We start from the raw sequence: 21983 nt of genomic DNA, 5'->3' as shown, positions 1-21983 counted from the left end.
TTGCTTAACCCACCCAATATTTGCTTCATACCATCACACTAAGATGACGACAACTGACCGATCCGGCGCGTTTACCGGATCGGTACAGCGGCGTCATGTCAGACAACAAAACGATTGACCAGCCCCTTCATGGTGACCGACAGATTGTCCAGCCGCTGGCTGTCGCTCGCGGCCTGAGAAACCAGCGCCGCATTTTGCTGCGTAACCTGCTCCATCGGTCGCAGAGCCTGGTTTATCTGGGTTACCCCTTGCGACTGTTCTGTCGCCACGCGCGCGATATCCGCAATATATTGCTTCATACTGGTGGTATTGTCCGCTGCCGCTTCCAGCGCGGTAGCTGATGCCGTGACCCGCTCAACGCCCTCACTAATTTTAACCATGTTCTGCGCAACCAGCTCGCGGATCTGGTTAGCTTCTTTGGCGCAACGCTGGGAAAGATTCCGCACTTCACTGGCCACAACCGCAAACCCCCTGCCCATCTCTCCTGCCCGCGCAGCTTCCACTGCCGCATTCAGCGCCAGTAAGTTAGTCTGAAACGAGATATCATCAATTGAGGTCACAATATTCGATATTTTCTCACTGGAAGCGCGAATATCCCCCATACTCTGGTTCGCCGCAGTGGCAACGTTACTGGCCTGTCGGACCTCTTTTTCCAACCTGATTGTCAGATGCTCCGCTTCGCGGGCATTATCCGCTGTTTGCGTAATCGCAGTTGATAGCTGCTCCATACTGGCCACGGCTTGTACTATTGATGCAGCCTGTTCATCTGTACGTTGAGCCAAATCCTGATTTCCCACCGTAATACTGCTGCTGGCATCGGACAAAACCACGGCGCCTTGTTTAATCTCCTGTACGATATGCTGAATACTTTCCAGCATCGTGTTATAGGCACGATTAAGTGAGGAAAGCTCATCTTTACCCGGCGTCGCCAGACGTTGAGTCAGATCGCCATTCATCCCCGCAATCTTGCGCAGCGTGTCGCTGAATTGTCGATGCATATTGATTGCGATGGCTCCAGCGAAGGTCAATGATGCCAGTAGCGCTAACAAGCTGACGACCATATATATTTGCCAGTTTTTTCGTGCATCCTGCGCGAGTTTTTCTGCATTCGCCAACAGAAGATTCGCCGTCACATTTTCTATCTGCCGCATCACTTCAATACGCTGGGTTTGTACTTTGAACCAGGTAGTAGGATCGACACCAAATCCACCGTTCTCGACATGATTAAACGCGGTTTCACGAAATGAGAGGGCTTTTGACGCTTCTGCAGATTGTAAGCGATTTTTCAACATGGCCGCCTGTTCAGGCGAGCTCAGGCGCAACGATTGTGCCAGCCAGACGTTCTGTTTACTGACGACATCACTGAGCTGATGTAACTGTCCGTCGGCGAAATGACCGGAGGAAAAGATATTTGATAACAGTGCCCGTTCAATACCCGCTTGTTCTTTCAAATTCAGCAGATTGTAGTAGGCGGCGAATGCGTTTGCCATTTCGCCAGAATCCGTCAACTGCCCCAACTTACCGACAAAACTCAGCACATCAGCAATGACGTTGGTGTAAAACTTGACCACATCTGCGGCTGGAAGCCCCAACTGCGTGACATTTTCCCGGATGGTGGCGAGCGAAAGAATGTTTTTCTTAAACGCAGCGACAGAGGTAGCAACATCCCCTTCCGGTAATTCAGTATCGGACAACGAGCGCACGAATACCTCGATCTCGCGATCGGTCAAAGCCCGCTGCGCGTTTAACTCATCTTTGAACGTAGTCCCTGCAGCCCCCAGAAATCCGACACTCATTCCCCGTTCTTTTTGCAGTTCATGCACCACATTTCCGGCACTGCGTGCGAGCGCTGTCAGTTGGGCAATATTCTCCATCTGTCGTTCTGTTTCTATACGCGCCAATATTCCTGAACCTGCAAACCAACACAACGCCAGCAATAGTGGTTGTAGTGCGATTATTAACTTCATTTTCATCGGCATTCGATAAACCCACCACATGCCACTTCCCTCCATTAACCATATTTTCACCATGGTTATCGGCATCAAACAGCCTCTCTTTAAAATCCCCCATGAGACAAGTGATTGTTTTTAGGCCTAATATTCACCAGAATACCTCTATTGGGCTATATTACTCAGAATTAATGTTTGCCCAATCACAGTAATTCAAACTTATATTTCATCTTTTTGAATAATATAGATTATTATTTTATTCTTGTTGCGCGTTTATCCGTTCGATACAGGCACAGACATCCGGTTTATCTCGTGTTCCCTTAAACAATGATCAAAAGAGCAGTAATTTAATTGATGCAATACACAATACACTTTGCAAAGTGCTATTATCATTCTGCATTAAGATTATTATATTAAATATTCAACAAGAGAAAAACACATTCAAATCAAATAATTATTAGCATAATGAATTACTACTGATAAATCCGAACAACATTTATATTGAATTAAAAAATAAGTTATCTAACATAATTATTGCTTATCACTAATCTATAAGAGAATAAACTTATGAAAAAACTCAGCATTATTGCATTGTTAGGTTCAACATTAGCATTTTCAGCATATGCCGCTGAACAAATCTCACCAGAGCAAGCCAGCAAATATACAAAAATAGGAGAACTTAGTGTAACTGAAGACGGCTTTACAATGACAGATGACGGGCTCAGCAAAAAGGTGGATGAAAAGGGTGGCAAATACTATGTAATTACCTCAATTGAAGGGCAATCGGAACACAAAACGATCAATGCTGATATTTATAAATAAACCATAATAGAAATAAATCATTACCAATCTGCACCGCCATGATTACTTGACCCTCCCTAAACAGGAGAGTCAAGTAATTGCATGTAATTATTGTTTTTCGTTGAATATATTTAAGGAGATAATATGCCCAGAATTTATATCTCTGGAAAACTGACGTATATCGCCTTCTCCGCGATGACACTCTTGCTATCAGGTTGTGCCTCCATTCCTTCATCAATTAAAGGTAATGGCCAACCAGACCTGCAGAAAGATTTTCTAAAACTGAAGCAAACTCCCAATCTCTATGTAGGACAGCAAGCGCGACTGGGTGGACTGGTTATCAATGTCGTTAACCAACCGCATGAAACGTTGCTCGAAATAGCGGTACTACCGCTTAATTATAATGCGAAACCAGAAATCGGGACACCATATCAAGGACGATTATTAGCCCGGAGTTCAACTTTTCTCGACCCTGTTAATTTCCGCAATCACTACGTTACCGTTTTGGGTAACCTGACCGGGAGCCGTTCTGGTCGGGTCGGTAATTCCAGTTACCCATTTGTTACAATGAATATTCTTGGGTATCAGGTATGGCAGGAAGAAACACGTATTATGCCAGCACCGGGTTTTGATTACGGTATTGGACCCGTTTGGCCTGCCGACTGGAATGGTATGATGTATCCTGGCTGGGGATGGTACGATCCGCCGCTGCAAGTGGAAAAGACGCTATCTCCTTAAGTTTCGGTACCTCCCCCTTCATAACCTCGTCTCCATTCAATGCCTGGATGGCCCACGTTTCCGGGCATTATCAGTAATCATCCGTTAATTATCTTGTTAAAGATGAATAAAAAAAGCTGGCGAATCCATCGCCAGCAAAAGTCTGTAAAGGAGTCTCGAGTTTGTCACCAATACAAGTGACATAGTAATCCTAATACTCTGGCAGATACACAACAAGTTACTCTTATATAAATTAATCTGGATAAGATAAAACATAATATCTCATAGTAATACCTAAGGAGTATTTGTAATACCAGATTATTCTTATACTAAAAACAAAAAACCATATATTTTGCAGGATTAAGAATTTTACTTAGGATTATTATATAGGTACATCTCTGGATAAATTATAAAAATAGATTATGTTTATATTATTATCTAAGCATAACACGGGATAATTACCCCTACATATCAAACTCGATCACCAATGTTAAAACTCTGTTTTCTACAAACATTATAACTAGACATCTGCACCAAAGGAGCATTTTTATGATTTTCATTATCACAAAGGATTTTTTCCTTTTCCAGGGTGTTTTTAACCTACAGGAAAAGGAAAAAACCATCAAAATCAATCAACTTTCAGACATTAACTTTAATGATCTTGATCACAATGTAAAAATCATTATTGACACTTATCATAATAATATTATTGATGAAATTACGGTCAAGCTACTCAATGACATCAATGTTGAAAGGATCATCATCCTGGCCCCCTTTCACATTAGCAAATTAAAAAGCCAGTCGCCTTTACTGTTCGTAAGCAGAAAAGAGCAGATATTAAATTTACTCTCCCTCATCATAGATGAAAAAATTTCATATCAAAAACCTAACGTGGCACTCTCGCACAACCAACTTAAACTTGTCAACTCCATAATTAACCAACATAACATACATGAAATTACGCAGTCCCTGAACATTTCAGAGCAAACAATGCGCATTCAAAAATTTAATATCATGCTCAAGCTAAAACTTAGAAGAATAAGCGATCTTGTTACCTTGAAGATATCACCTTATTTTTAGCATACAAGTGATTGACATTCAAAAACATCCATTAGAAAAGAAGGTTTTATGCTCGCATCTTTAATTGCCATTATGGTTGGTGGTGGTGTCGGTAGTGCTTTACGTTGGGGCATTTCCCTGCGATTGAATGCACTATTCCCTTTATTACCCCCCGGAACGCTCGTTGCAAATATAATTGCCGGATTCATTATTGGATTTGCTACAGTTTTTTTTACCCGACTAACATCATTTTCTCCGGCAGTGAAGCTGATGGTCACCACAGGGCTATGTGGTGGTTTATCGACATTTTCTACTTTTTCAGAGGAGGTATTTTCGCATTTGCAAAACGAAGATTACATTTGGGCCGGTACTGAAATCGCGGTTCACGTGCTGTTCTCCTTACTCGCCGTGTATACCGGCTTCTTAATTGCGTCATTTATTATCTATTGGTACCGATGAACCGTAAACCTTCGTAACTTATATGTGAGGGATATAATGCAGATAAAAAGAAAATTTGCGGTAATTGGCCTGGTTAATATTCTATTCGTTGTGGGGTGTGATGATAGTAAGAATGCCCCACCACATACCGTGATACCGGATGTCGGTATTATTACGCTTAAAGAAGAATCCGTGAATATCACCAGTAAATTACCCGGGCGAATTGTACCTTATGAAGTTGCTGAGATACGCCCGCAGGTTGGGGGGATTATTCTCAGCCGTCAGTTTAAAGAAGGCAGCACGGTTAATGCCGGAGAACCGCTGTACCAGATTGACCCTGCCCCTTTACTGGTAGAACTGGATCGGGCGAAGGGAAGTCTGGCTAAGGCTCAATCAGCAGCAGATAACAGCCGCTTAACGTTGAATCGTTTTACGTCATTGCTTAAATCACATTATGTCAGCCAACAAGACTACGACGAGGCCCAGACTAACGCGAAGGAAGCGCAGGCAAACCTGCAAGTGGCGAAAGCGGCGGTTGAAAGCGCCAGAATCAACCTGAACTATGCCAGCGTCACCTCGCCGCTGAGTGGATTAAGCGGCAAGTCAACTGTCACCATCGGCGCACTTGTCACCGCCAATCAGGGGCAAGCACTGGTCACAGTTCAACGTCTTGATCCTATATACGTGGATGTTACCCAGTCCGCCAATGATTTTCTCCGGCTAAAAACAGACATGGAGCAAGGCATAATAGAGCAAAGCCAGGGCCAGGCAACGGCCATATTAGAGTTTGATAACGGTAAGCAATATGCTCACACAGGGAAATTGCAGTTTTCCGACCTCACAGTGGATGAAACAACGGGGTCTGTTACGCTCAGAGCAATTTTTCCTAATCCAGATAACACGCTATTACCTGGCATGTACGTCACTGCCGTGCTCAGTGAGGGTATCCAGCGCAATGTATTGTTGGTTCCACAAGAAGCGGTAACTCGCAATGCCAGCGGCAAAGCAACAACGCTTATTCTTGATCCGGAAAACATTGTCCAGTCGCGTGAAATTATTGCCACTAAAGCAATAGGAGATAAGTGGCTGGTGACTTCCGGTTTGCACCCTGGCGATAGGGTCATTATTTCTGGGCTCCAACAGATTCGGCCTGGCATTAAAGCTCATGCTCTCCCCTCCCCTTTAGATTCAAATCCCCCTTTACCTCAGTAAGGCCGGGTAACAGGAGTTTTTTCTATGGCTAATTTTTTTATTGAGCGCCCGGTCTTCGCCTGGGTTCTTGCTATTATCATGATGCTAAGCGGCGTCATTGCTATTACTCAGTTGCCCATTGCTCAATACCCCAACATTGCCCCACCGGCGGTAACTATCAGCGCATCATACCCAGGAGCCGATGCACAGACTGTACAAAACTCGGTGACGCAGATTATTGAACAGAATATGAATGGTCTGGATGGATTAATGTATATGTCCTCAACCAGCGACGCCTCTGGCAATGCCGCCCTGACCCTCACGTTCGAGTCGGGGACCAACCCGGATATCGCTCAGGTACAGGTGCAGAATAAATTACAGTTGGCGATGCCGTCATTACCGCAGCAAGTACAACAGCAAGGTATTAGTGTTGATAAAGCCAGCAGCAATATTTTACTGGTTGCCGCATTTATTTCAGAGGATGGGGCGCTTAGCCAGTACGATATTGCCGACTATGTTGCGTCCAATATCAAAGATCCGCTTAGCAGAATCGCAGGGGTGGGCAGCATTCAACTATTTGGTTCACAGCATGCCATGCGAATTTGGCTTGATCCGGTCAAACTCAACCAATATCAGCTTGTCCCTCAGGATGTTATTCAGAAAGTCAAAATACAGAATAATCAAATATCGGGAGGACAGTTAGGTGGTGCACCTCAGGCAAATAACCAGCAGTTGAATGCTTCAATTATCGTCCAGACTCGATTACAAAACACACAGGAGTTTGGAAATATTCTACTGAAAGTTCAACAAGATGGCTCACACGTTACATTGAACGACGTTGCTCACATTGAACTGGGTGCTGAAAGTTATGGCACTGTAGCAAAATACAACGGGAACCCTGCAGCAGGGATTGCGATTAAGTTGGCCACAGGTGCCAATGCCCTGGATACCGCAAAGTTAGTCAAAGAAGAAATAGCCCGACTTTCGCCCTGGTTCCCGCCAGGTCTCAAAACCGTCTATCCCTATGACACCACGCCCTTCATTAAGATATCCATACAAGAAGTCGTTAAAACGCTGGTTGAGGCCATTGTTTTAGTTTTCATTGTTATGTATTTATTCTTACAAAATTTTCGGGCAACACTTATTCCAACAATAGCAGTCCCGGTTGTCATATTAGGCACATTTGCCGTTCTCTCCGTTGCTGGCTTTACCATCAATACTCTGACAATGTTTGGCCTTGTCCTGGCCATTGGTCTGCTCGTTGATGATGCTATTGTGGTGGTGGAAAATGTTGAGCGCGTGATTGCAGAAGAGCACCTTTCGCCCAAAGAGGCTACGCATAAATCAATGTCACAAATACAAGGGGCGCTGGTGGGGATTGTGCTGGTCCTGTCGGCTGTATTTGTACCGATGGCGTTACTGGGCGGTTCAACCGGAGAGATATACCGGCAATTCTCGGTAACGATTGTCGCCGCCATGGCGCTTTCTTTATTAACCGCATTATCGTTAACGCCCGCATTATGTGCCACGCTGCTCAAACCAGCGCATCATGATACCTCCCATTCTGCACCTCGTTTTTTCACACTGTTTAACCAGCACTTTGAGCGTTTTACCCAGCATTACAGCGACAGTACGCGCAAGATTCTGCGAGTCACTTCTCGATATATGATTCTGTATTTACTGATCATTATTGCCATGGTGCTACTGTTTCTACGCATTCCGACCTCATTTTTACCTGAGGAGGATCAGGGCGTATTGCTGACCATGGCCCAGTTGCCACCGGGTGCTACGCTGGTGAAAACTAATAAAGTACTTGAAGACGTCAGCCACTATTACCTGACGCAAGAAAAAAGTAATGTGGAATCAGTTTTTACTGTCAGCGGTTTTGGATTTAGCGGGCAAGGTCAGAACAACGGGTTGGCCTTTGTAAGCCTGAAACCCTGGTCTGAACGCACGGCAAGTGCCGATGGTATTAATGCGATCATTCAACGTGCCACCAGAGGTCTGGCTACAATAAATCAGGCTATTGTTTATCCCTTCAATTTACCCGCCGTCCCGGAACTTGGCACGGCCTCAGGTTTTGATCTGGAACTTATAGATAAAGCCAATCTGGGTCACCAAAAGCTCACTCAGGCAAGAAATCAGCTCCTCGGAATGGCAAAACAGCATCCCGAACAGGTGGTCGGCGTTCGCCCCAATGGACTGGAAGATACGCCCATGTTTCGGGTGCATGTCAATGCGGCAAAAGCAGAATCTATGGGCGTATCTCTCAACGATATAAATCAGACGATCTCAACCGCGTTTGGTAGCAGCTACGTTAATGACTTCCTGGATAATGGACGCGTCAAAAAGGTCTTCGTACAGGCAGCCATTCCTTATCGCATGCTTCCGGAAAGTATTGATAGCTGGTATGTCCGTAACGCTTCTGGGGACATGGTACCGTTTAGCGCATTTGCCTATACAGATTGGACTTATGGTTCACCGCGTCTTGAACGCTATAACGGCTCTCCTTCAATGGAGATTCTTGGCGAAGCCGCACCGGGAAAAAGCACCGGAGATGCAATGGCATTTATGGTCTCACTCATCGAAAAACTGCCTGCTGGCATCGGATATGACTGGACAGGAATGTCGTATCAGGAGCGTTTATCCACAGACCAGGCCCCTATGCTATACCTTATTTCAATCATCGTTGTTTTTCTGTGTCTGGCAGCACTCTATGAAAGCTGGTCAATTCCCTTTGCCGTAATGCTGGTTGTTCCACTTGGCGTTGTTGGCGCCTTATCAGCGACCTGGTTGCGTGGGTTATCCAACGATGTCTACTTTCAGGTTGGTCTACTGACAACAATTGGGTTATCGGCTAAAAACGCGATTTTGATTGTAGAATTTGCCGTTGAAATTATGCAAAAACAGGGTAAAAGCGATATTGAAGCGACATTAGACGCAGCCAGAATGCGCTTAAGACCGATTCTGATGACCTCTTTGGCATTCATTCTTGGTGTGCTTCCATTAGTCATTAGCAACGGCGCGGGTTCAGGCGCACAAAACGCAGTAGGCACAGGCGTGATGGGCGGTATGATCGCCGCAACTATCCTGGCGATATTCTTTGTCCCCGTGTTCTTTATTGTTGTACATCGCTTTTTTACAAAAATAGCGATAAGAAAATAAACAATATTAGTTAGGATTTATTTATTAAAAACAAGCGCCGGAAGTTTTGCAACATATCGCAAGAGTGTTTACGATAATACGGGTATCAGTGCAGACTGATCCCCTGAGAAAACATTTGGTATGCTTCCGATTTTAACTGCCCGCGAGGGCAGTTTTTTTAATGTAATGACCCCGCTATCGGGGCCAGATAATAGTAACAACTAACTACTTAGTTTCAGGTTTTACGAAACTGATTAGCAATATATGCGCAACTAATACCACTCAGCATAAGCTCAATTCCCGTCACCATTGACACCATATAAATTGATGCCTGCGGAGTGGCAGTAATAAAACACCATGCGATAAAGAGATCCAATATACCGATAACACCCTGTAACCATACCTTTTTCTCTTTTCTGTGCTTAAAAAAGTTGGTCAGTCGGATAATTCCACCTAAACAAAATAGACATGCCAAAAAAGTTGCGATAGCAAAAACACCCAATTCAGGTGCAGTAATAAAAAAATACCCCATCAAAAAATATGCAATACTGACGACTACCCCAGAAACAACTGGCCAAAAATTATGCACCCTGTTTTTAAACATACCCACTGCTAACGCTACACCACTGCACATCAAAATCCCACCGACAATGATACTGAGCACGCCTCCAGACACATAAGGGAATAGGATAAAAAGCACCCCACCCAAGAACATCAGGCATGCCAAGAACTTAAGAAACCGCCGCTGTTTGACCAGCACATCATCGTCAAGCTTAGATAGAATATCTCGTGTTACATTTAACATTTGCTTCTCCTGTTAGTCAGAGTACTACTGACAACATTAATTTATTCTAAATATCATCAATAAATACTACGTCATTAATAATATAGTCCGATGATTTCTTCTTAAACGCCTTACAACTATCTAATAACAAAAGAGAATATTGGACATATTAAAAACCCCATTCAATTCAAAATATGACATCCACGCTGTTCCAGGATATATATTTAATGTCGCAATCAGACTTTTCACCCATAGATATTAATTGATACACGAGGTACGTTAGATGAATAAAACATTAAGCATGATCGTTGGCTCCCTACTCATGATCCCTGCTCTGGGTCAGGCGGCAGAAAATCACAAACCCGTCAGTCAATGGACGTGTGAAGATTTTCTTGCCACAGATACCACATTCCAACCCACAGTGGTTGGCTTTGCCGAAGCGTTGAATAAAAAGGACAAACCAGAAGACGCGGTACTGGATGTTAAAGGGATTGAAACAGTGACCCCTGCACTGGTGCAGGCATGTATGCAGGATAAAAAAGCCAATTTTAAGAAAAAAGCTGACAGTGAGTGGGACAAAATCAAAAAAGATCTGTAATTAAACCAACACCAGTAATTTTTTTATTGATATCACTGAAGCGAGAACTGTACCCCAACAGTTCCCGCTTCAGTAAATTAATTGTACTAAAGACACTATGAGGTTATATATGAAACGCGTACTTATCACACTTACTCCCCTGTTATCCTTATTTATGCTAAACGTCCCTGTTACGCATGCGGCAGACAACAGTCCTGATAAAATGACCTGTCAGGAGTTTATCAATCTGAATCCTAAGGCCATGCTTCCAGTTGCATGGTGGATGCTCAATGAAGAAACGGTTTATAAGGGTGGTGATTCTGTTTCTCTGAATGAAACAGACCTTACCAGCATCCCGCAAGTCATTGAATATTGTAAACGCAACCCACAATCAAAATTATATTCATTCAAAGACAAGTAATTATCCATTAATAAATTAAGTAGTAATTTATCTTTCGTATGGAAAATAGCCAAGTTACATCTTTTTATAAACCTTAAGCAAGGGGCACAGGGTATATGGGAATATTACCTGTACAATTTCAAATACTGGATCCAGCGAATACAGCATTTATGCTGTTATGCACCAGTCTGGTCATGTTAATGACACCGGGACTCGCTTTTTTTTACGGGGGGTTAGTCCAGCGTAAAGGCATACTCACCATTATGTTTCAGAGTTTTGTCTCTATGAGCTGGGTAGCCATATTATGGTTTGCTGTGGGTTATTCCCTGGCCTTCGGTCCCAGCCTCAATGGCATTATTGGCAATCCGCTTCATTATGCGTTTTTACAAAATATCAATGCGAACACGCTATTCACCGGCAATGAGGCAGGGATCCCAATCCTGGTACATTTCGTCTACCAGATGATGTTCGCCATTATCACTCCGGCCCTTATTACTGGCGCTTTTGTCGGACGGGTAAAATTCAAGGCGTACCTGATTTTTATTACCCTTTGGACATTATTCGTTTACTGCCCGTTTGTGCATATGGTCTGGAGCCCGCAGGGCGTGATGGCTAAATGGGGAGTAGTTGATTTTGCCGGTGGTATTGTTGTCCACGCGACAGCAGGATTCGCTGCGCTTGCTTCCGCTTTATACGTCGGGCGTCGAGTCATTCAACCCGATGGTAGCCACAACATTCCTTATATTGCTCTGGGGGCGGGATTACTGTGGTTTGGCTGGTATGGGTTTAACGCAGGCTCTGAATTACAGGTTAACACAATTACTGTTTCTGCATTTGTCACCACCGACATTGCAGCTGCTTTTGCCGGTGCGACATGGCTACTCATTGAGAAAATGCATACCGGTAAACCAAAGTTTGTTGGCTTTCTGACAGGAGCTGTCGCAGGCCTTGCCACCATAACCCCTGCTGCGGGGTATGTTTCAATTCAATCTGCCGCATTAATTGGCATTATTGCCGGTTTTGTCTGCTACTACTGCGCACTGTTCGTTAAAAAGTATGTTGATGATGCACTGGACGTTTTTGGCGTACATGGTATGGGAGGAATTACAGGCTCAATCCTGCTTGGTGTTTTCGCATCACAGGCATGGAATAGCAAAGGACCTTCAGGTTTGCTGGAAGGTGGTGGCATTTTGCAAGTTGCAAAACAACTCGCCGCTGTGCTTATTACCAGCATATGGTCTTTTATCTTTACCCTTCTAATCTTGTGGATAATTAACAAATTCACCCCAGTGCGAATTTCGACCAATGACGCCCGCCAATCTCCTGATTATTCAGCGTTTGGCGAAGATGCCTATACCCTTTCAGGTAAGGAGTAATTTATGAAACTTAGCCCCAGAGAAATAGAGAAAATCATGATTTACTCACTTGCCAACGTGGCGCAAAGCCGGAAAGAAAAAGGAATTAAGTTAAATTATCCGGAAGCCGTTTCTATTATTGCGTCAACTGCCATGGAAAGTGCCAGAGAAGGAAATGATCTGGAAACCGTCATGAATAAATCAAGAGATGTTTTGACTAAAGACGACGTTATGGAAGGCGTCGCTGACCTTATCCCACAAATACAGGTTGAGGCTATTTTTACCGATGGCAGCAGACTGGTAACCGTGCACGACCCTATTCGTTAAGAGCGGGAGAAATAGACTATGTCGCAGAACAAAGAAGCAGAAAATGTACCCTATGGTGGCTACGTTCTGGGAGCCTCCCCTATTTCATTTAATACCGAGAAACCTGTAACCAAAGTACGTGTCAAGAATACAGGGGATCGACCGGTCCAGGTAGGATCACATTTTCATTTCTTTGAAGTTAATAAAGAACTGGAGTTTGATCGCGAAAGCGCACTGGGTAAACGCTTAAATATTACCGCCACAACAGCCATACGCTTTGAACCCGGTGATGAGATAGAAATAGAACTTATCCCCTATAGCGGTAATAACGATATTTTTGGTTTTAATAACCTTGTCGACATGACCGGTGAACAGCTCGCTGAAGTGATCAACGATCCCACGAAGTTAAAATCACTCATTGATAACGCCCGGCAAGCCGGTTTCAAAATGCCTACTAATCCTAGCTGAGGACCTATTATGCCAACAATATCCAGAAAGGAATATGCCAGCCTGTTTGGTCCAACGATCGGTGATAGAATTCGTTTAGGTGAAACTGATTTATATATTGAAATCGAACAAGATCTACGCGGTTATGGTGACGAATCGGTTTATGGCGGCGGAAAATCATTACGCGATGGTATGGGTGCTAATAATCAGTGTTCCCGCGACCAGGGCGTTCTCGATCTAGTTATTACCAATGTCACGATAGTTGATGCCAAACTAGGGGTTATTAAAGCAGATGTTGGTATTAAGGATGGATTGATATCGGGCATTGGTAAAAGCGGCAACCCAGCAATTATGTCTGGCGTCACGCCAGGGATGACGGTCGGGCTTAGTACCGACGCTATTTCTGGTGAGCACTTGATTCTGACTGCGGCAGGTATCGACTCTCATATTCATCTGATCTCCCCTCAGCAAGCATATGCCGCATTGTCTAACGGTATCACCACCTTCTTCGGTGGAGGAATTGGGCCAACTGATGGTACAAATGGTACCACTGTGACCGCTGGACCAAAGAATATGCGTGCCATGCTACGTGCATGGGAAGGTATTCCAGTCAACATTGGCCTACTGGGCAAAGGCAATGCCTACAGTAAAGCTCCCCTGCAGGAGCAAATTATTGCCGGTGCCGTTGGGCTGAAAGTGCATGAGGACTGGGGTGCCACACCAAACTCGCTCCGCCACGCACTTCGCACCGCCGATGATATGGATATTCAGGTCTCCGTACATACTGACAGCCTCAATGAAGCCGGATATGTTGAAAATACGATTGCGGCCTTTGAAGGACGGACAATTCACACCTTTCATACAGAAGGCGCTGGCGGTGGTCATGCTCCGGATATTATTAAGGTCGCCAGCCAACCAAACGTTCTGCCAAGTTCGACCAATCCAACGTTACCTTTTGGTATTAACAGCCAGGCAGAACTGTTCGATATGATTATGGTGTGCCACAACCTGAATCCTAACGTTGCTGCCGATGTTTCATTTGCAGAAAGCCGCGTTCGTCCTGAAACGATTGCAGCAGAAAACATTCTGCATGATATGGGTGTTATATCCATGTTCTCCAGCGATTCTCAGGCAATGGGTCGCGTAGGAGAAAACTGGCTGCGTCTGGTGCAAACTGCGCATGCGATGAAAGTCGCTCGCGGGAAATTACCGGAAGACAATCCGAATAACGACAATTTCCGTGTTCTTCGATACGTTGCCAAAATTACGATCAACCCTGCCATTACACAAGGTGTTAGCCATATTCTTGGTTCTGTTGAAGTGGGTAAGATGGCTGACCTTGTACTCTGGGAACCTCAATTTTTTGGGGCCAAGCCGAAACTTATTATTAAAGGGGGGATGATTAACTGGTCCTTAATGGGTGATCCTAACGCTTCTCTGCCAACTCCTCAGCCCGTCTTCTATCGCCCTATGTTTGGTGCTATGGGAAAAACGTTGCAGGATACCTGCATTACCTTCGTATCACAGGCTGCCCTTGAGGATGGTGTTAAAGAAAAAGCCGGGCTTGAGAGACAGGTGGTTGCAGTTAATAACTGTCGTAGCATTAGCAAACATGACCTTATCAGAAACAATGCAACCCCACACATTGATGTGAACCCAGAAACATTTGCCGTAAAGGTTGATGGTGTGCATGCAACCTGCCAGCCCATTCAAACTGCTGTTATGAATCAAAAATATTTCTTTGGTTAAAAGGAAAGCTGTTATGTATTTAATCGAAAAAACCCTCGGAAATATAAATTCCCGTGGCGAGCTTGATCTCTCCGCTGAAGGAATTAAACACGATGTACTGGTTCTTGAACAATGGGAAGCACAGAAAAGCCGTTGCCGGAAAAAAAGTCAATTCGGCTACGATATCGGTTTATCGCTTGACCGTCATATCCGCCTAAATGATGGTGATATTCTTTTATATGATCAAGCCAAGCGATATTTACTTACGGTAAAAATACAGCTACGGCGCGTAATGGTTGTCGATCTTGGATTATTTGGCGTAGAAAAAATCACTGACCTTCTCACCCGAGCGTTTGAACTAGGTCACGCTTTAGGAAATCAGCACTGGAAAGCCGTCATAAAAGGATACTGTGTTTTTATTCCTATTGTTGTAGCCGACAAAATGTTGGCTTCAGTCATGAAATCTCATGGTTACATTGAAGGGCAATACTATTTTACGGAAGGTGAAAAAGTCATCCCGCTCTTAACACCGTCTGAATCCCGACTTCTTTTTGGTGGCACAGAAGAAGCGCATACGCACGTACACATTGACCACTAACGTAATAAGGTTGGCAATCATGTCAGAGAGCTCACATAGGTTACTTAATATCGCTCGGATACTACAATTTGGCGATTCAGTCCTTCCTGTCGGGGCATTTACTTTTTCCTGTGGAGTTGAATCTGCCATATCTTGCGGCATTGTCTACAATCGGCAAACCCTGAAGCAGTATGTCTGTACCGCCCTATTGCAGGCCGCAAAGTGCGATGCTGTCGCGCAAATACAAACCATGCGCGCCTGCCGCAGTAACAGGTTAAATGAGCTTATCTCAATTGATAATGATTTGATCAGTAGAAAATTATCTCCAGAACCCAGACTGATGACCCAAAGAATGGGAAAAAAAATAACTGAACTTTCAGCCGCTATTTACCCTGATCCGGTATTTAACTGGTGGCTCGAGCAAATTCGCCAGGGAACGGTTGTTGGCACCTACCCTGTTTCCCATGGGCTACTCATGAGCCATTTAGATCTTGATGAAGATGCGATGCTGGCCATGCATTTTTATGGCGTAGCAATGACCATTCTCAGTGCCGCGCAAAGACTGATGCGGATCACACATCTGGATAGCCAAAAAATTCTGGCCGAAGTCACGTCACTTTTTCCTGATTACGCTGAAATGGCGCTCAACACCCGACCGGAAGAAATGTCTTCTTTTTCACCGATGATCGACATTCTGGCAGCTGTTCATGTCGATGCCCATGTACGTTTGTTTATGAATTAACTGAGGTTAGAAATGAAAAAAATTACTCGAATTGGCATTGGTGGTCCCGTGGGTTCAGGAAAAACGGCCATTATTGAAGTTATTACTCCCGTTCTTATTCGTCGCGGATATAAACCTCTGATTGTGACTAATGATGTGGTCACTACGGAGGATGCAAAGCAGGTCAAAAGAACACTGAAAGGAATATTAGAAGAAGAAAAAATCATTGGCGTTGAAACAGGGGCATGTCCACACACAGCAGTGCGCGAAGATCCCAGTATGAATATTGCGGCCGTGGAAGAAATGGAAGATAAATTCCCGGATAGCGATTTAATCATGATTGAAAGCGGTGGAGATAACCTTACCCTCACTTTCAGTCCTGCATTAGCTGACTTTTATATCTATGTTATTGACGTCGCTGAAGGTGAAAAGATTCCACGTAAAAATGGTCCAGGCCTGGTACAGGCCGATATATTAATCATCAATAAAATTGATTTAGCGCCCTATGTAGGTGCCAGTCTGGAGGTAATGGAAGCGGATACCCGTTATGTCAGAAATAATCGTCCTTATATTTTAACTAACTGTAAAACAGGTGAAGGCATTGAACAACTGGTGGATATGATTGAGCGCGATTTTTTATTTGGTCACACTATTGAAGGAAAACAAGATGACTCATCCACAGAATATAAATGACGAGGTAGAGAAGACCCGGAAACGTTGGGACAAGCAAATCCCAAAAGAGTATCGTCAGGAGCCGGAGCAAATGCCCAGTGGGGCAATCGGTAAAGAGGGTTTTTTGCACCTGGGTTTCACGCGTTCCGGGAGAAAAAGCATTCTTCATCGTATGGAAAAGCGCACACCATTATTTGCGCAAAAGGCATTGTATCATGACGAGGCACTGCCTGATCTTCCCTGCGTGGCCGTGATATCGACTTCAGGCTGTGTTCTGCAGGGAGATCGCATGGTGTTATCCATTAATGTGGGTGAAAATGCTTTCGCCAGCGTCAACACACAATCAGCAACCAAAGTACATTCGATGGATAAAAACTATGGCGCGCAGATTCAATTTATCCAACTTAACGAGAATTCCTATCTGGAATACCTACCCGATCCTTTAATCCTGCATCGCAATGCAAGATTTATTAACGATACCGTTATTGATTATAAAAGAAACGCAACACTTATTTATTCAGAAGTTATTATACCGGGACGTCGTTATCATCATAAAAACGAGCTTAATGGTTTTGATTATTATTCCTCAACTGTATCTGCAAAAGATGAGTCGGGGAATATCCTTTTCAAGGAACAGATTGTGCTAAGCCCCAAGGAGCATCCCATGACAGAAATTGGGATTATTGGAAGTTTTCAAATTATCGGCACTATTTTTATATTAACCCCAGTGGAAAATATTGCATCTATTCTGTCGACCTTCAAAGCTCATTACGGCAAAGATTGTTGCTATGGGATGTCAACACTCCCTGCGGAATCGGGTCTTATATTCAAGATATTAGCTAATGACAGTAGTATTATAAAAAAACATATTCGTACCGTGTGGGCCACGACCAGAAAAGTCGTTCTGAATGCAGAATTACCGGCCCCCTTTATCTGGAAAAAATAATCCTCGCCCCTACTTTACCCTGGTAAATAATGATGACAACACATCCAATCCCAGTATTATGGAAGAATAATATTGATAAGCACTACATTCTCAAAATCATTGATATATCACTACGTGGTTGTGCCCAGGTAATGTTTCAAAACAACCCCATCACAGGGGTATTGTTTTTTATTGCTATATTTATCGCTGCTTATAGCAATAATAATCCTTTGGCTGCATGGGGATGCGTAATTGGAACTGTCCTTGCTTCAATAACAGGAGCCATAACTCATGATGTAAAAGGTTGGCGGGACGGTCTCTATAGCTATAATGGCTGTCTGGTAGGCATTGCTATTCCGGTATTTATCACTGCAACGCCGTTAATGTGGTTCTGCCTGATCGTTGGTAGTGTCGTGTCAGTTATTGCTACGGTGTGTATTGCCGATATATTAAAAACGTGGAAAATAGCTGCATTAACAGCGCCGTTTGTGCTAACAACTTGGGTAATTCTACTGGCCAGCTACGCCTTTCATGAAATCTATGGTTCGGGTTTGCCCTTACCAGAGCTGCCCCAACATTATATCCCGACAACTCCAAGCAGTTACTCGTTTAGCTTTTTTATTGACGGCACCCTGCATGGGATATCACAGGTATTTTTGTTTCCTGGGATCCTTGCAAGTTTATTCTTCATTGCAGGTCTGGCCGTAGAATCTGTTGTATGCGCCTGCTATGCCGTCGTCGGCTCTCTAATCGCGACACTGCTTGCTTATTATCTGGGTGCTAATGCTCATGACATTTCTTCAGGGTTGTATGCCTTTAGTGCCGTTCTGACATCAGTTGCCTTGGGCACCGTATTTAATCAACCTGGTTGGCGAGTATTTATTTATACTATCTCAGGGATCATTTTTACAGTTTTTATTCAGGCCGCCATGAATGTGCTTTTAATGCCTTTTGGTATACCAACATTAACCATGCCATTTGTTATTTCATCATGGTTATTCCTGGTACCAAATAAAGAATTTATGCCCGAGCATCGTCATTCCTGAATCAATGAGAGAATCATCATGACTGAAGAATTTCTTTTCCGACTTATATTAGCCAGTCTGCTCGGTGGCGTAATTGGTCTGGAGCGTCAAATTCGCGCTAAAGAAGCAGGTGTACGCACACATATCTTGATTGGTATTGGTAGTGCTATGTTCATGATAGTTTCTAAATACGGTTTCTATGATGTTATTGAACATACCCATATAGGATTAGATCCTAGCAGAATCGCAGCTCAGGTTGTCACTGGCGTGGGATTTCTCGGTGCAGGAAATATTCTGGTACAAAAACAAACCATCAAAGGATTAACAACAGCCGCAGATGTGTGGGTCACCGCGGCAATAGGCCTGGTTATCGGCAGTGGAATGTATGAAGTTGGCATCATAGGTACGATTATGGCGCTCATCGTGCTGGAGTTGTTCCGTCAGCTTACCTACCGCTTTTTAAATCGCCATCTGCATCTACGTATGCGAATTGCAGCCGGGACTACGCAGGTTGTTCTGGCCTGGATTACTGAACAGGGATATCGCATCCAATTGCGTTCACTGGCTAATGATACGTCCGATTGTCATGTACTCACGGCAAACGTTGAGTATACGGACGCAACCTCAGTGAATCAGATACTTTCTTCACTTAAAGAAAACCCAGCAATTAAAGAGGTTTCTGTGGCATAACACTATTCACATGTTAATTATATTATGTGCGATAGTTACTTTATTTATCATTGATTGTTTTTACATTTAAAATAGGATTTAACTATTATATTAGGAGATATATGCTTTGAAAGCTGTGTTATACAATACGTGCTTTCCCCTGCACTTTAACAACTTAATCCTGGTCTTTAAAAATGACCTGCGGTGTTTTTTCACAATAGATAACATGAAATCTTATGCCGTACTAAGTCACTCATTTTTCTGAGTTTAAGCAGTAACATTATATTATACTTATGGCAATGATAGGTCTTCAATGTGATGTGCATTTGCTCAGCAATTGAAGAACATGATCTTTGCTGCAGAATATAGGTAAGAATCTGGTGCTGTCGTCGAGAAAGCGATAATTCCGGAGTAATAGCATAATTTTCATTGCAATTTAGCAAAGAAATGAAGCTACTCAGCGAAACGTTTCGATTTACAAAAAAAACGGGGGTATCACCGAAGCAACGTTTGATTCTAAACGGTGAGAGTATATAAATTTTTGAGGGCTTAATTTTCTCCAATTGATACGCTAAACGAGTATGGAAAATATTGTTATTCAATGTATCAATGATCACTTTCGCATTGTGATTTTCTACAGCACATAGCTCATGTACGTGCTGAACATGAACGATCACATCATTCTTAAAAAGATGATAAATAGCCTGTAACAACATAATATCTTTAGTAAATATCAGAAACACTATCCTCTCCTGTAATGCGTATCTTAGTTAACAAATCTTATAATCACTAATGGCAACTATCTATACGCCATCGTTTCAAAATCAGTCTATTAATGACAATATTGGGGAAAATATGAATACTGCAGGCTGGCTACTAAAGGGAGGAGAAGCGAAAACATCCGTCTTCCACCTCGGTAGGTATTGTCGCGAATGGAAAGCATCAACATACTCCTATGGTGAACCGAGTTTTCATATAGTCCTGAGTGGGGAGTGCTGGCTGGATTTGTTTAACCAAAAGCCACGTATTAAGCTGGAAAAGGGAGATATCCTCTTCTTTTTTAATAACTTCTCTTTTTTTCTGGCCTCATCTCCTGATATAAACCTTGATGATTTACCCCGCAAACAGATGAGTAAAATTGAAGATTCATCTTCAGAATCCACCGATCTACTTTGTGGTTTCATTCAACCCAGAACCATCGCCAGCCAATTGCTATTTGCCTTACTTCCGGACATTTTTGTGATCAAACAAAAAGACGACGTCAGCAATAAAATACACTCTCTCTTTGAGTTACTACTGGCTGAAGTAAACGCATCTGCCGATGAAAACAATTGCATTATTGCACAGCTGACCGATGCTATATTGCATTATGTCATTAGCGAATCTTCTTCCTTATATGATATTGACGTAAATCTCTTGAATGCCGCAAATGATGAAGCCTTAGCCAAATTAATCATTGCGATAATAGACAACCCACAATATTCATGGTCACTGGATGATATGGCTCGCTTCACCTATATGTCGCGCTCGACATTTATTCGCCGTATATTGAAAGCGACAAGCTACACACCGAATCTGGTATTAAGTAAATTAAGGATTTATGTCTCATTAAACCTGCTTAGAAGAGGTATAAAAAATGAGGATATTTACAGCAGAGTCGGATATGAATCATTATCTGGATTCTATCAGGCATTTAAGCGCGTTATGGGTACCGCGCCTGGAGACCATCTCTCATCTTGCAAATAAACTACCCATGGGGTAAATCCCTGGTCTATCTGGAGAACGCTTCCACATTCTGGCATCCCGCCGAACGTTAAGGTTATAATCCTTACAACAATTTTTTGGATTAGAAGCGACAATGACAAAACTTACCCTACAAGAACAGATGCTTAAAGCGGGTCTGGTCAGCAGCAAAAAAATGGCGAAAGTGCAGAGAACGGCGAAAAAATCGCGCGTTCAGGCTCGTGAAGCCAGAGAAGCGGTTGAAGAGAATAAAAAAGCGCAGATCGAGCGTGATAAGCAACTCAGCGAACAACAGAAGCAGGCCACGTTGTCTAAAGAGTATAAAGCGCAGATCAAGCAACTAATTGAAATGAATAAAATCACCATTACCCGTGGCGATATTGGTTACAACTTTACTGACAATAATCTGATCAAAAAAGTCTATGTTGATAAGGTGACTCAGTCTCAGTTGATCAAGGGCCGTCTGGCTATTGCCCGTCTGACGGCTGAAAGTGGTAGCGAGAGCGAATACGCCATCATTCCGGCAGTCGTCGCCGACAAGATTGCCCAGCGCGATGCAAGCTATATCGTGCTTAATTGCGAACTGAGCCAGGAAGCTAAGGATGAAGACGATCCGTATGCTGATTTTGTCATTCCTGATGATCTGATGTGGTAAGCAAAATCTCTCAATAATCACCCGGAATTTCGTCACATATTTCGGTGAACGCTCACGCTGCCACCGAAATACTGTCAACGTCTCTTCATCCCCACATTCC

The 21983-nt window shown here is 43.5% G+C and carries 23 protein-coding genes; 20 read left to right on the top strand and 3 right to left on the bottom strand.

Going from position 1 to position 21983, the window contains the following annotated elements; all coding sequences use genetic code 11:
• Window positions 1–98: 98 nt before the first annotated feature.
• Window positions 99–1997: a methyl-accepting chemotaxis protein gene (locus tag GUC46_RS07275; RefSeq protein WP_049002112.1), complete on the bottom strand. Its 1899-nt coding sequence runs from the start codon at window positions 1995–1997 to the stop codon at window positions 99–101.
• A gap of 519 nt (window positions 1998–2516) precedes the next feature.
• Between GUC46_RS07275 and GUC46_RS07270 the strand changes: the two genes are divergently transcribed.
• The 6 genes from GUC46_RS07270 to GUC46_RS07245 all read left to right on the top strand — a co-directional run bounded on the left by GUC46_RS07270 (window position 2517) and on the right by GUC46_RS07245 (window position 9320).
• Window positions 2517–2771: a DUF1471 domain-containing protein gene (locus tag GUC46_RS07270; protein WP_044714077.1), complete on the top strand. Its 255-nt coding sequence runs from the start codon at window positions 2517–2519 to the stop codon at window positions 2769–2771.
• 123 nt (window positions 2772–2894) lie between these two features.
• Window positions 2895–3488, top strand: a complete 594-nt coding sequence (locus GUC46_RS07265; protein ID WP_003845054.1) for a Slp family lipoprotein — start codon at window positions 2895–2897, stop codon at window positions 3486–3488.
• Between the two features lie 528 nt (window positions 3489–4016).
• The gene (locus GUC46_RS07260) at window positions 4017–4547 is read left to right on the top strand and encodes a hypothetical protein (RefSeq protein WP_003845053.1); all 531 of its coding nucleotides are present in this window, start codon (window positions 4017–4019) and stop codon (window positions 4545–4547) included.
• A 48-nt stretch (window positions 4548–4595) separates the two neighbouring features.
• Window positions 4596–4985 (top strand): fluoride efflux transporter CrcB, encoded by a 390-nt coding sequence (gene crcB, locus GUC46_RS07255; protein ID WP_160179990.1) that lies wholly within the window; start codon window positions 4596–4598, stop codon window positions 4983–4985.
• Between the two features lie 36 nt (window positions 4986–5021).
• Window positions 5022–6176 (top strand): efflux RND transporter periplasmic adaptor subunit, encoded by a 1155-nt coding sequence (locus GUC46_RS07250; RefSeq protein WP_080975634.1) that lies wholly within the window; start codon window positions 5022–5024, stop codon window positions 6174–6176.
• 24 nt (window positions 6177–6200) lie between these two features.
• Window positions 6201–9320 (top strand): efflux RND transporter permease subunit, encoded by a 3120-nt coding sequence (locus tag GUC46_RS07245; RefSeq protein ID WP_160179988.1) that lies wholly within the window; start codon window positions 6201–6203, stop codon window positions 9318–9320.
• Window positions 9321–9534: 214 nt separating this feature from the next.
• Here the strand turns inward: GUC46_RS07245 and GUC46_RS07240 are convergent, their stop codons facing one another.
• Window positions 9535–10104, bottom strand: a complete 570-nt coding sequence (locus tag GUC46_RS07240) for an HdeD family acid-resistance protein (RefSeq protein WP_003845049.1) — start codon at window positions 10102–10104, stop codon at window positions 9535–9537.
• 262 nt (window positions 10105–10366) lie between these two features.
• On the opposite strand from GUC46_RS07240, the gene hdeA reads away from it, so the two are divergent.
• From hdeA to GUC46_RS07180, 12 genes are all read left to right on the top strand, one after another.
• The gene (hdeA, locus tag GUC46_RS07235) at window positions 10367–10681 is read left to right on the top strand and encodes an acid-activated periplasmic chaperone HdeA (RefSeq protein ID WP_003845048.1); all 315 of its coding nucleotides are present in this window, start codon (window positions 10367–10369) and stop codon (window positions 10679–10681) included.
• A 154-nt stretch (window positions 10682–10835) separates the two neighbouring features.
• Window positions 10836–11081: an acid-activated periplasmic chaperone HdeB gene (gene hdeB, locus GUC46_RS07230; protein WP_371419216.1), complete on the top strand. Its 246-nt coding sequence runs from the start codon at window positions 10836–10838 to the stop codon at window positions 11079–11081.
• 95 nt (window positions 11082–11176) lie between these two features.
• A complete protein-coding gene (locus GUC46_RS07225; RefSeq protein WP_003845046.1) occupies window positions 11177–12436 on the top strand; it encodes an ammonium transporter in 1260 nt (419 codons plus the stop codon).
• 3 nt (window positions 12437–12439) lie between these two features.
• Window positions 12440–12742, top strand: a complete 303-nt coding sequence (locus GUC46_RS07220) for an urease subunit gamma (protein WP_044714083.1) — start codon at window positions 12440–12442, stop codon at window positions 12740–12742.
• 18 nt (window positions 12743–12760) lie between these two features.
• On the top strand, window positions 12761–13189 hold the full coding sequence (locus GUC46_RS07215; RefSeq protein WP_044714084.1) for an urease subunit beta: 429 nt from the start codon (window positions 12761–12763) through the stop codon (window positions 13187–13189).
• A 9-nt stretch (window positions 13190–13198) separates the two neighbouring features.
• Entirely contained in the window at window positions 13199–14917 is a 1719-nt protein-coding gene (locus GUC46_RS07210; RefSeq protein ID WP_160179986.1) for an urease subunit alpha, read from the top strand.
• 13 nt (window positions 14918–14930) lie between these two features.
• Window positions 14931–15494, top strand: a complete 564-nt coding sequence (gene ureE, locus GUC46_RS07205) for an urease accessory protein UreE (RefSeq protein WP_044714088.1) — start codon at window positions 14931–14933, stop codon at window positions 15492–15494.
• 19 nt (window positions 15495–15513) lie between these two features.
• On the top strand, window positions 15514–16215 hold the full coding sequence (locus GUC46_RS07200) for an urease accessory protein UreF (RefSeq protein ID WP_044714090.1): 702 nt from the start codon (window positions 15514–15516) through the stop codon (window positions 16213–16215).
• 12 nt (window positions 16216–16227) lie between these two features.
• Complete coding sequence (ureG, locus tag GUC46_RS07195; RefSeq protein ID WP_003845037.1) at window positions 16228–16887, top strand: urease accessory protein UreG; 660 nt, start codon at window positions 16228–16230, stop codon at window positions 16885–16887.
• A complete protein-coding gene (locus GUC46_RS07190) occupies window positions 16862–17812 on the top strand; it encodes an urease accessory protein UreD (protein ID WP_160179984.1) in 951 nt (316 codons plus the stop codon). The genes ureG and GUC46_RS07190 overlap by 26 nt, the downstream gene beginning before the upstream one ends.
• Window positions 17813–17844: 32 nt before the next feature.
• Window positions 17845–18837, top strand: coding sequence for an urea transporter (gene yut, locus GUC46_RS07185; RefSeq protein ID WP_080953310.1), 993 nt, complete (start codon window positions 17845–17847; stop codon window positions 18835–18837).
• A gap of 18 nt (window positions 18838–18855) precedes the next feature.
• A complete protein-coding gene (locus tag GUC46_RS07180; RefSeq protein ID WP_003845032.1) occupies window positions 18856–19506 on the top strand; it encodes an MgtC/SapB family protein in 651 nt (216 codons plus the stop codon).
• Window positions 19507–19697: 191 nt separating this feature from the next.
• Here GUC46_RS07180 and GUC46_RS24220 read toward each other — a convergent pair whose 3' ends face one another.
• A complete protein-coding gene (locus GUC46_RS24220; RefSeq protein ID WP_223232865.1) occupies window positions 19698–20201 on the bottom strand; it encodes a helix-turn-helix transcriptional regulator in 504 nt (167 codons plus the stop codon).
• A 76-nt stretch (window positions 20202–20277) separates the two neighbouring features.
• Between GUC46_RS24220 and GUC46_RS07170 the strand changes: the two genes are divergently transcribed.
• Window positions 20278–21231, top strand: a complete 954-nt coding sequence (locus GUC46_RS07170; protein WP_160179982.1) for an AraC family transcriptional regulator — start codon at window positions 20278–20280, stop codon at window positions 21229–21231.
• Window positions 21232–21343: 112 nt separating this feature from the next.
• Window positions 21344–21883 (top strand): DUF2058 domain-containing protein, encoded by a 540-nt coding sequence (locus GUC46_RS07165; RefSeq protein WP_003839289.1) that lies wholly within the window; start codon window positions 21344–21346, stop codon window positions 21881–21883.
• Window positions 21884–21983 lie beyond the last annotated feature (100 nt).

The organism is Citrobacter sp. LUTT5 (assembly GCF_009905315.1).
Lineage (GTDB): Bacteria > Pseudomonadota > Gammaproteobacteria > Enterobacterales > Enterobacteriaceae > Citrobacter > Citrobacter freundii.
This window is presented reverse-complemented; position numbering and strand designations above follow the sequence as displayed.

Bases quoted from the DNA above. Each gene is read 5' to 3' on its own strand.
- crcB (WP_160179990.1), top strand. From the start codon at position 4,596: ATGCTCGCATCTTTAATTGCCATTATGGTTGGTGGTGGTGTCGGTAGT.
- GUC46_RS07215 (WP_044714084.1), top strand. From the start codon at position 12,761: ATGTCGCAGAACAAAGAAGCAGAAAATGTACCCTATGGTGGCTACGTT.
- GUC46_RS07170 (WP_160179982.1), top strand. From the start codon at position 20,278: ATGGCAACTATCTATACGCCATCGTTTCAAAATCAGTCTATTAATGAC.
- hdeB (WP_371419216.1), top strand. From the start codon at position 10,836: ATGCTAAACGTCCCTGTTACGCATGCGGCAGACAACAGTCCTGATAAA.
- GUC46_RS07250 (WP_080975634.1), top strand. From the start codon at position 5,022: ATGCAGATAAAAAGAAAATTTGCGGTAATTGGCCTGGTTAATATTCTA.
- GUC46_RS07210 (WP_160179986.1), top strand. From the start codon at position 13,199: ATGCCAACAATATCCAGAAAGGAATATGCCAGCCTGTTTGGTCCAACG.
- GUC46_RS07245 (WP_160179988.1), top strand. From the start codon at position 6,201: ATGGCTAATTTTTTTATTGAGCGCCCGGTCTTCGCCTGGGTTCTTGCT.
- GUC46_RS07265 (WP_003845054.1), top strand. From the start codon at position 2,895: ATGCCCAGAATTTATATCTCTGGAAAACTGACGTATATCGCCTTCTCC.
- GUC46_RS07225 (WP_003845046.1), top strand. From the start codon at position 11,177: ATGGGAATATTACCTGTACAATTTCAAATACTGGATCCAGCGAATACA.
- ureE (WP_044714088.1), top strand. From the start codon at position 14,931: ATGTATTTAATCGAAAAAACCCTCGGAAATATAAATTCCCGTGGCGAG.
- GUC46_RS07180 (WP_003845032.1), top strand. From the start codon at position 18,856: ATGACTGAAGAATTTCTTTTCCGACTTATATTAGCCAGTCTGCTCGGT.
- GUC46_RS07165 (WP_003839289.1), top strand. From the start codon at position 21,344: ATGACAAAACTTACCCTACAAGAACAGATGCTTAAAGCGGGTCTGGTC.
- GUC46_RS24220 (WP_223232865.1), bottom strand. From the start codon at position 20,201: ATGTTGTTACAGGCTATTTATCATCTTTTTAAGAATGATGTGATCGTT.
- GUC46_RS07200 (WP_044714090.1), top strand. From the start codon at position 15,514: ATGTCAGAGAGCTCACATAGGTTACTTAATATCGCTCGGATACTACAA.
- GUC46_RS07260 (WP_003845053.1), top strand. From the start codon at position 4,017: ATGATTTTCATTATCACAAAGGATTTTTTCCTTTTCCAGGGTGTTTTT.
- GUC46_RS07270 (WP_044714077.1), top strand. From the start codon at position 2,517: ATGAAAAAACTCAGCATTATTGCATTGTTAGGTTCAACATTAGCATTT.
- GUC46_RS07240 (WP_003845049.1), bottom strand. From the start codon at position 10,104: ATGTTAAATGTAACACGAGATATTCTATCTAAGCTTGACGATGATGTG.
- yut (WP_080953310.1), top strand. From the start codon at position 17,845: ATGACAACACATCCAATCCCAGTATTATGGAAGAATAATATTGATAAG.
- GUC46_RS07190 (WP_160179984.1), top strand. From the start codon at position 16,862: ATGACTCATCCACAGAATATAAATGACGAGGTAGAGAAGACCCGGAAA.
- GUC46_RS07275 (WP_049002112.1), bottom strand. From the start codon at position 1,997: ATGTGGTGGGTTTATCGAATGCCGATGAAAATGAAGTTAATAATCGCA.
- GUC46_RS07220 (WP_044714083.1), top strand. From the start codon at position 12,440: ATGAAACTTAGCCCCAGAGAAATAGAGAAAATCATGATTTACTCACTT.
- hdeA (WP_003845048.1), top strand. From the start codon at position 10,367: ATGAATAAAACATTAAGCATGATCGTTGGCTCCCTACTCATGATCCCT.
- ureG (WP_003845037.1), top strand. From the start codon at position 16,228: ATGAAAAAAATTACTCGAATTGGCATTGGTGGTCCCGTGGGTTCAGGA.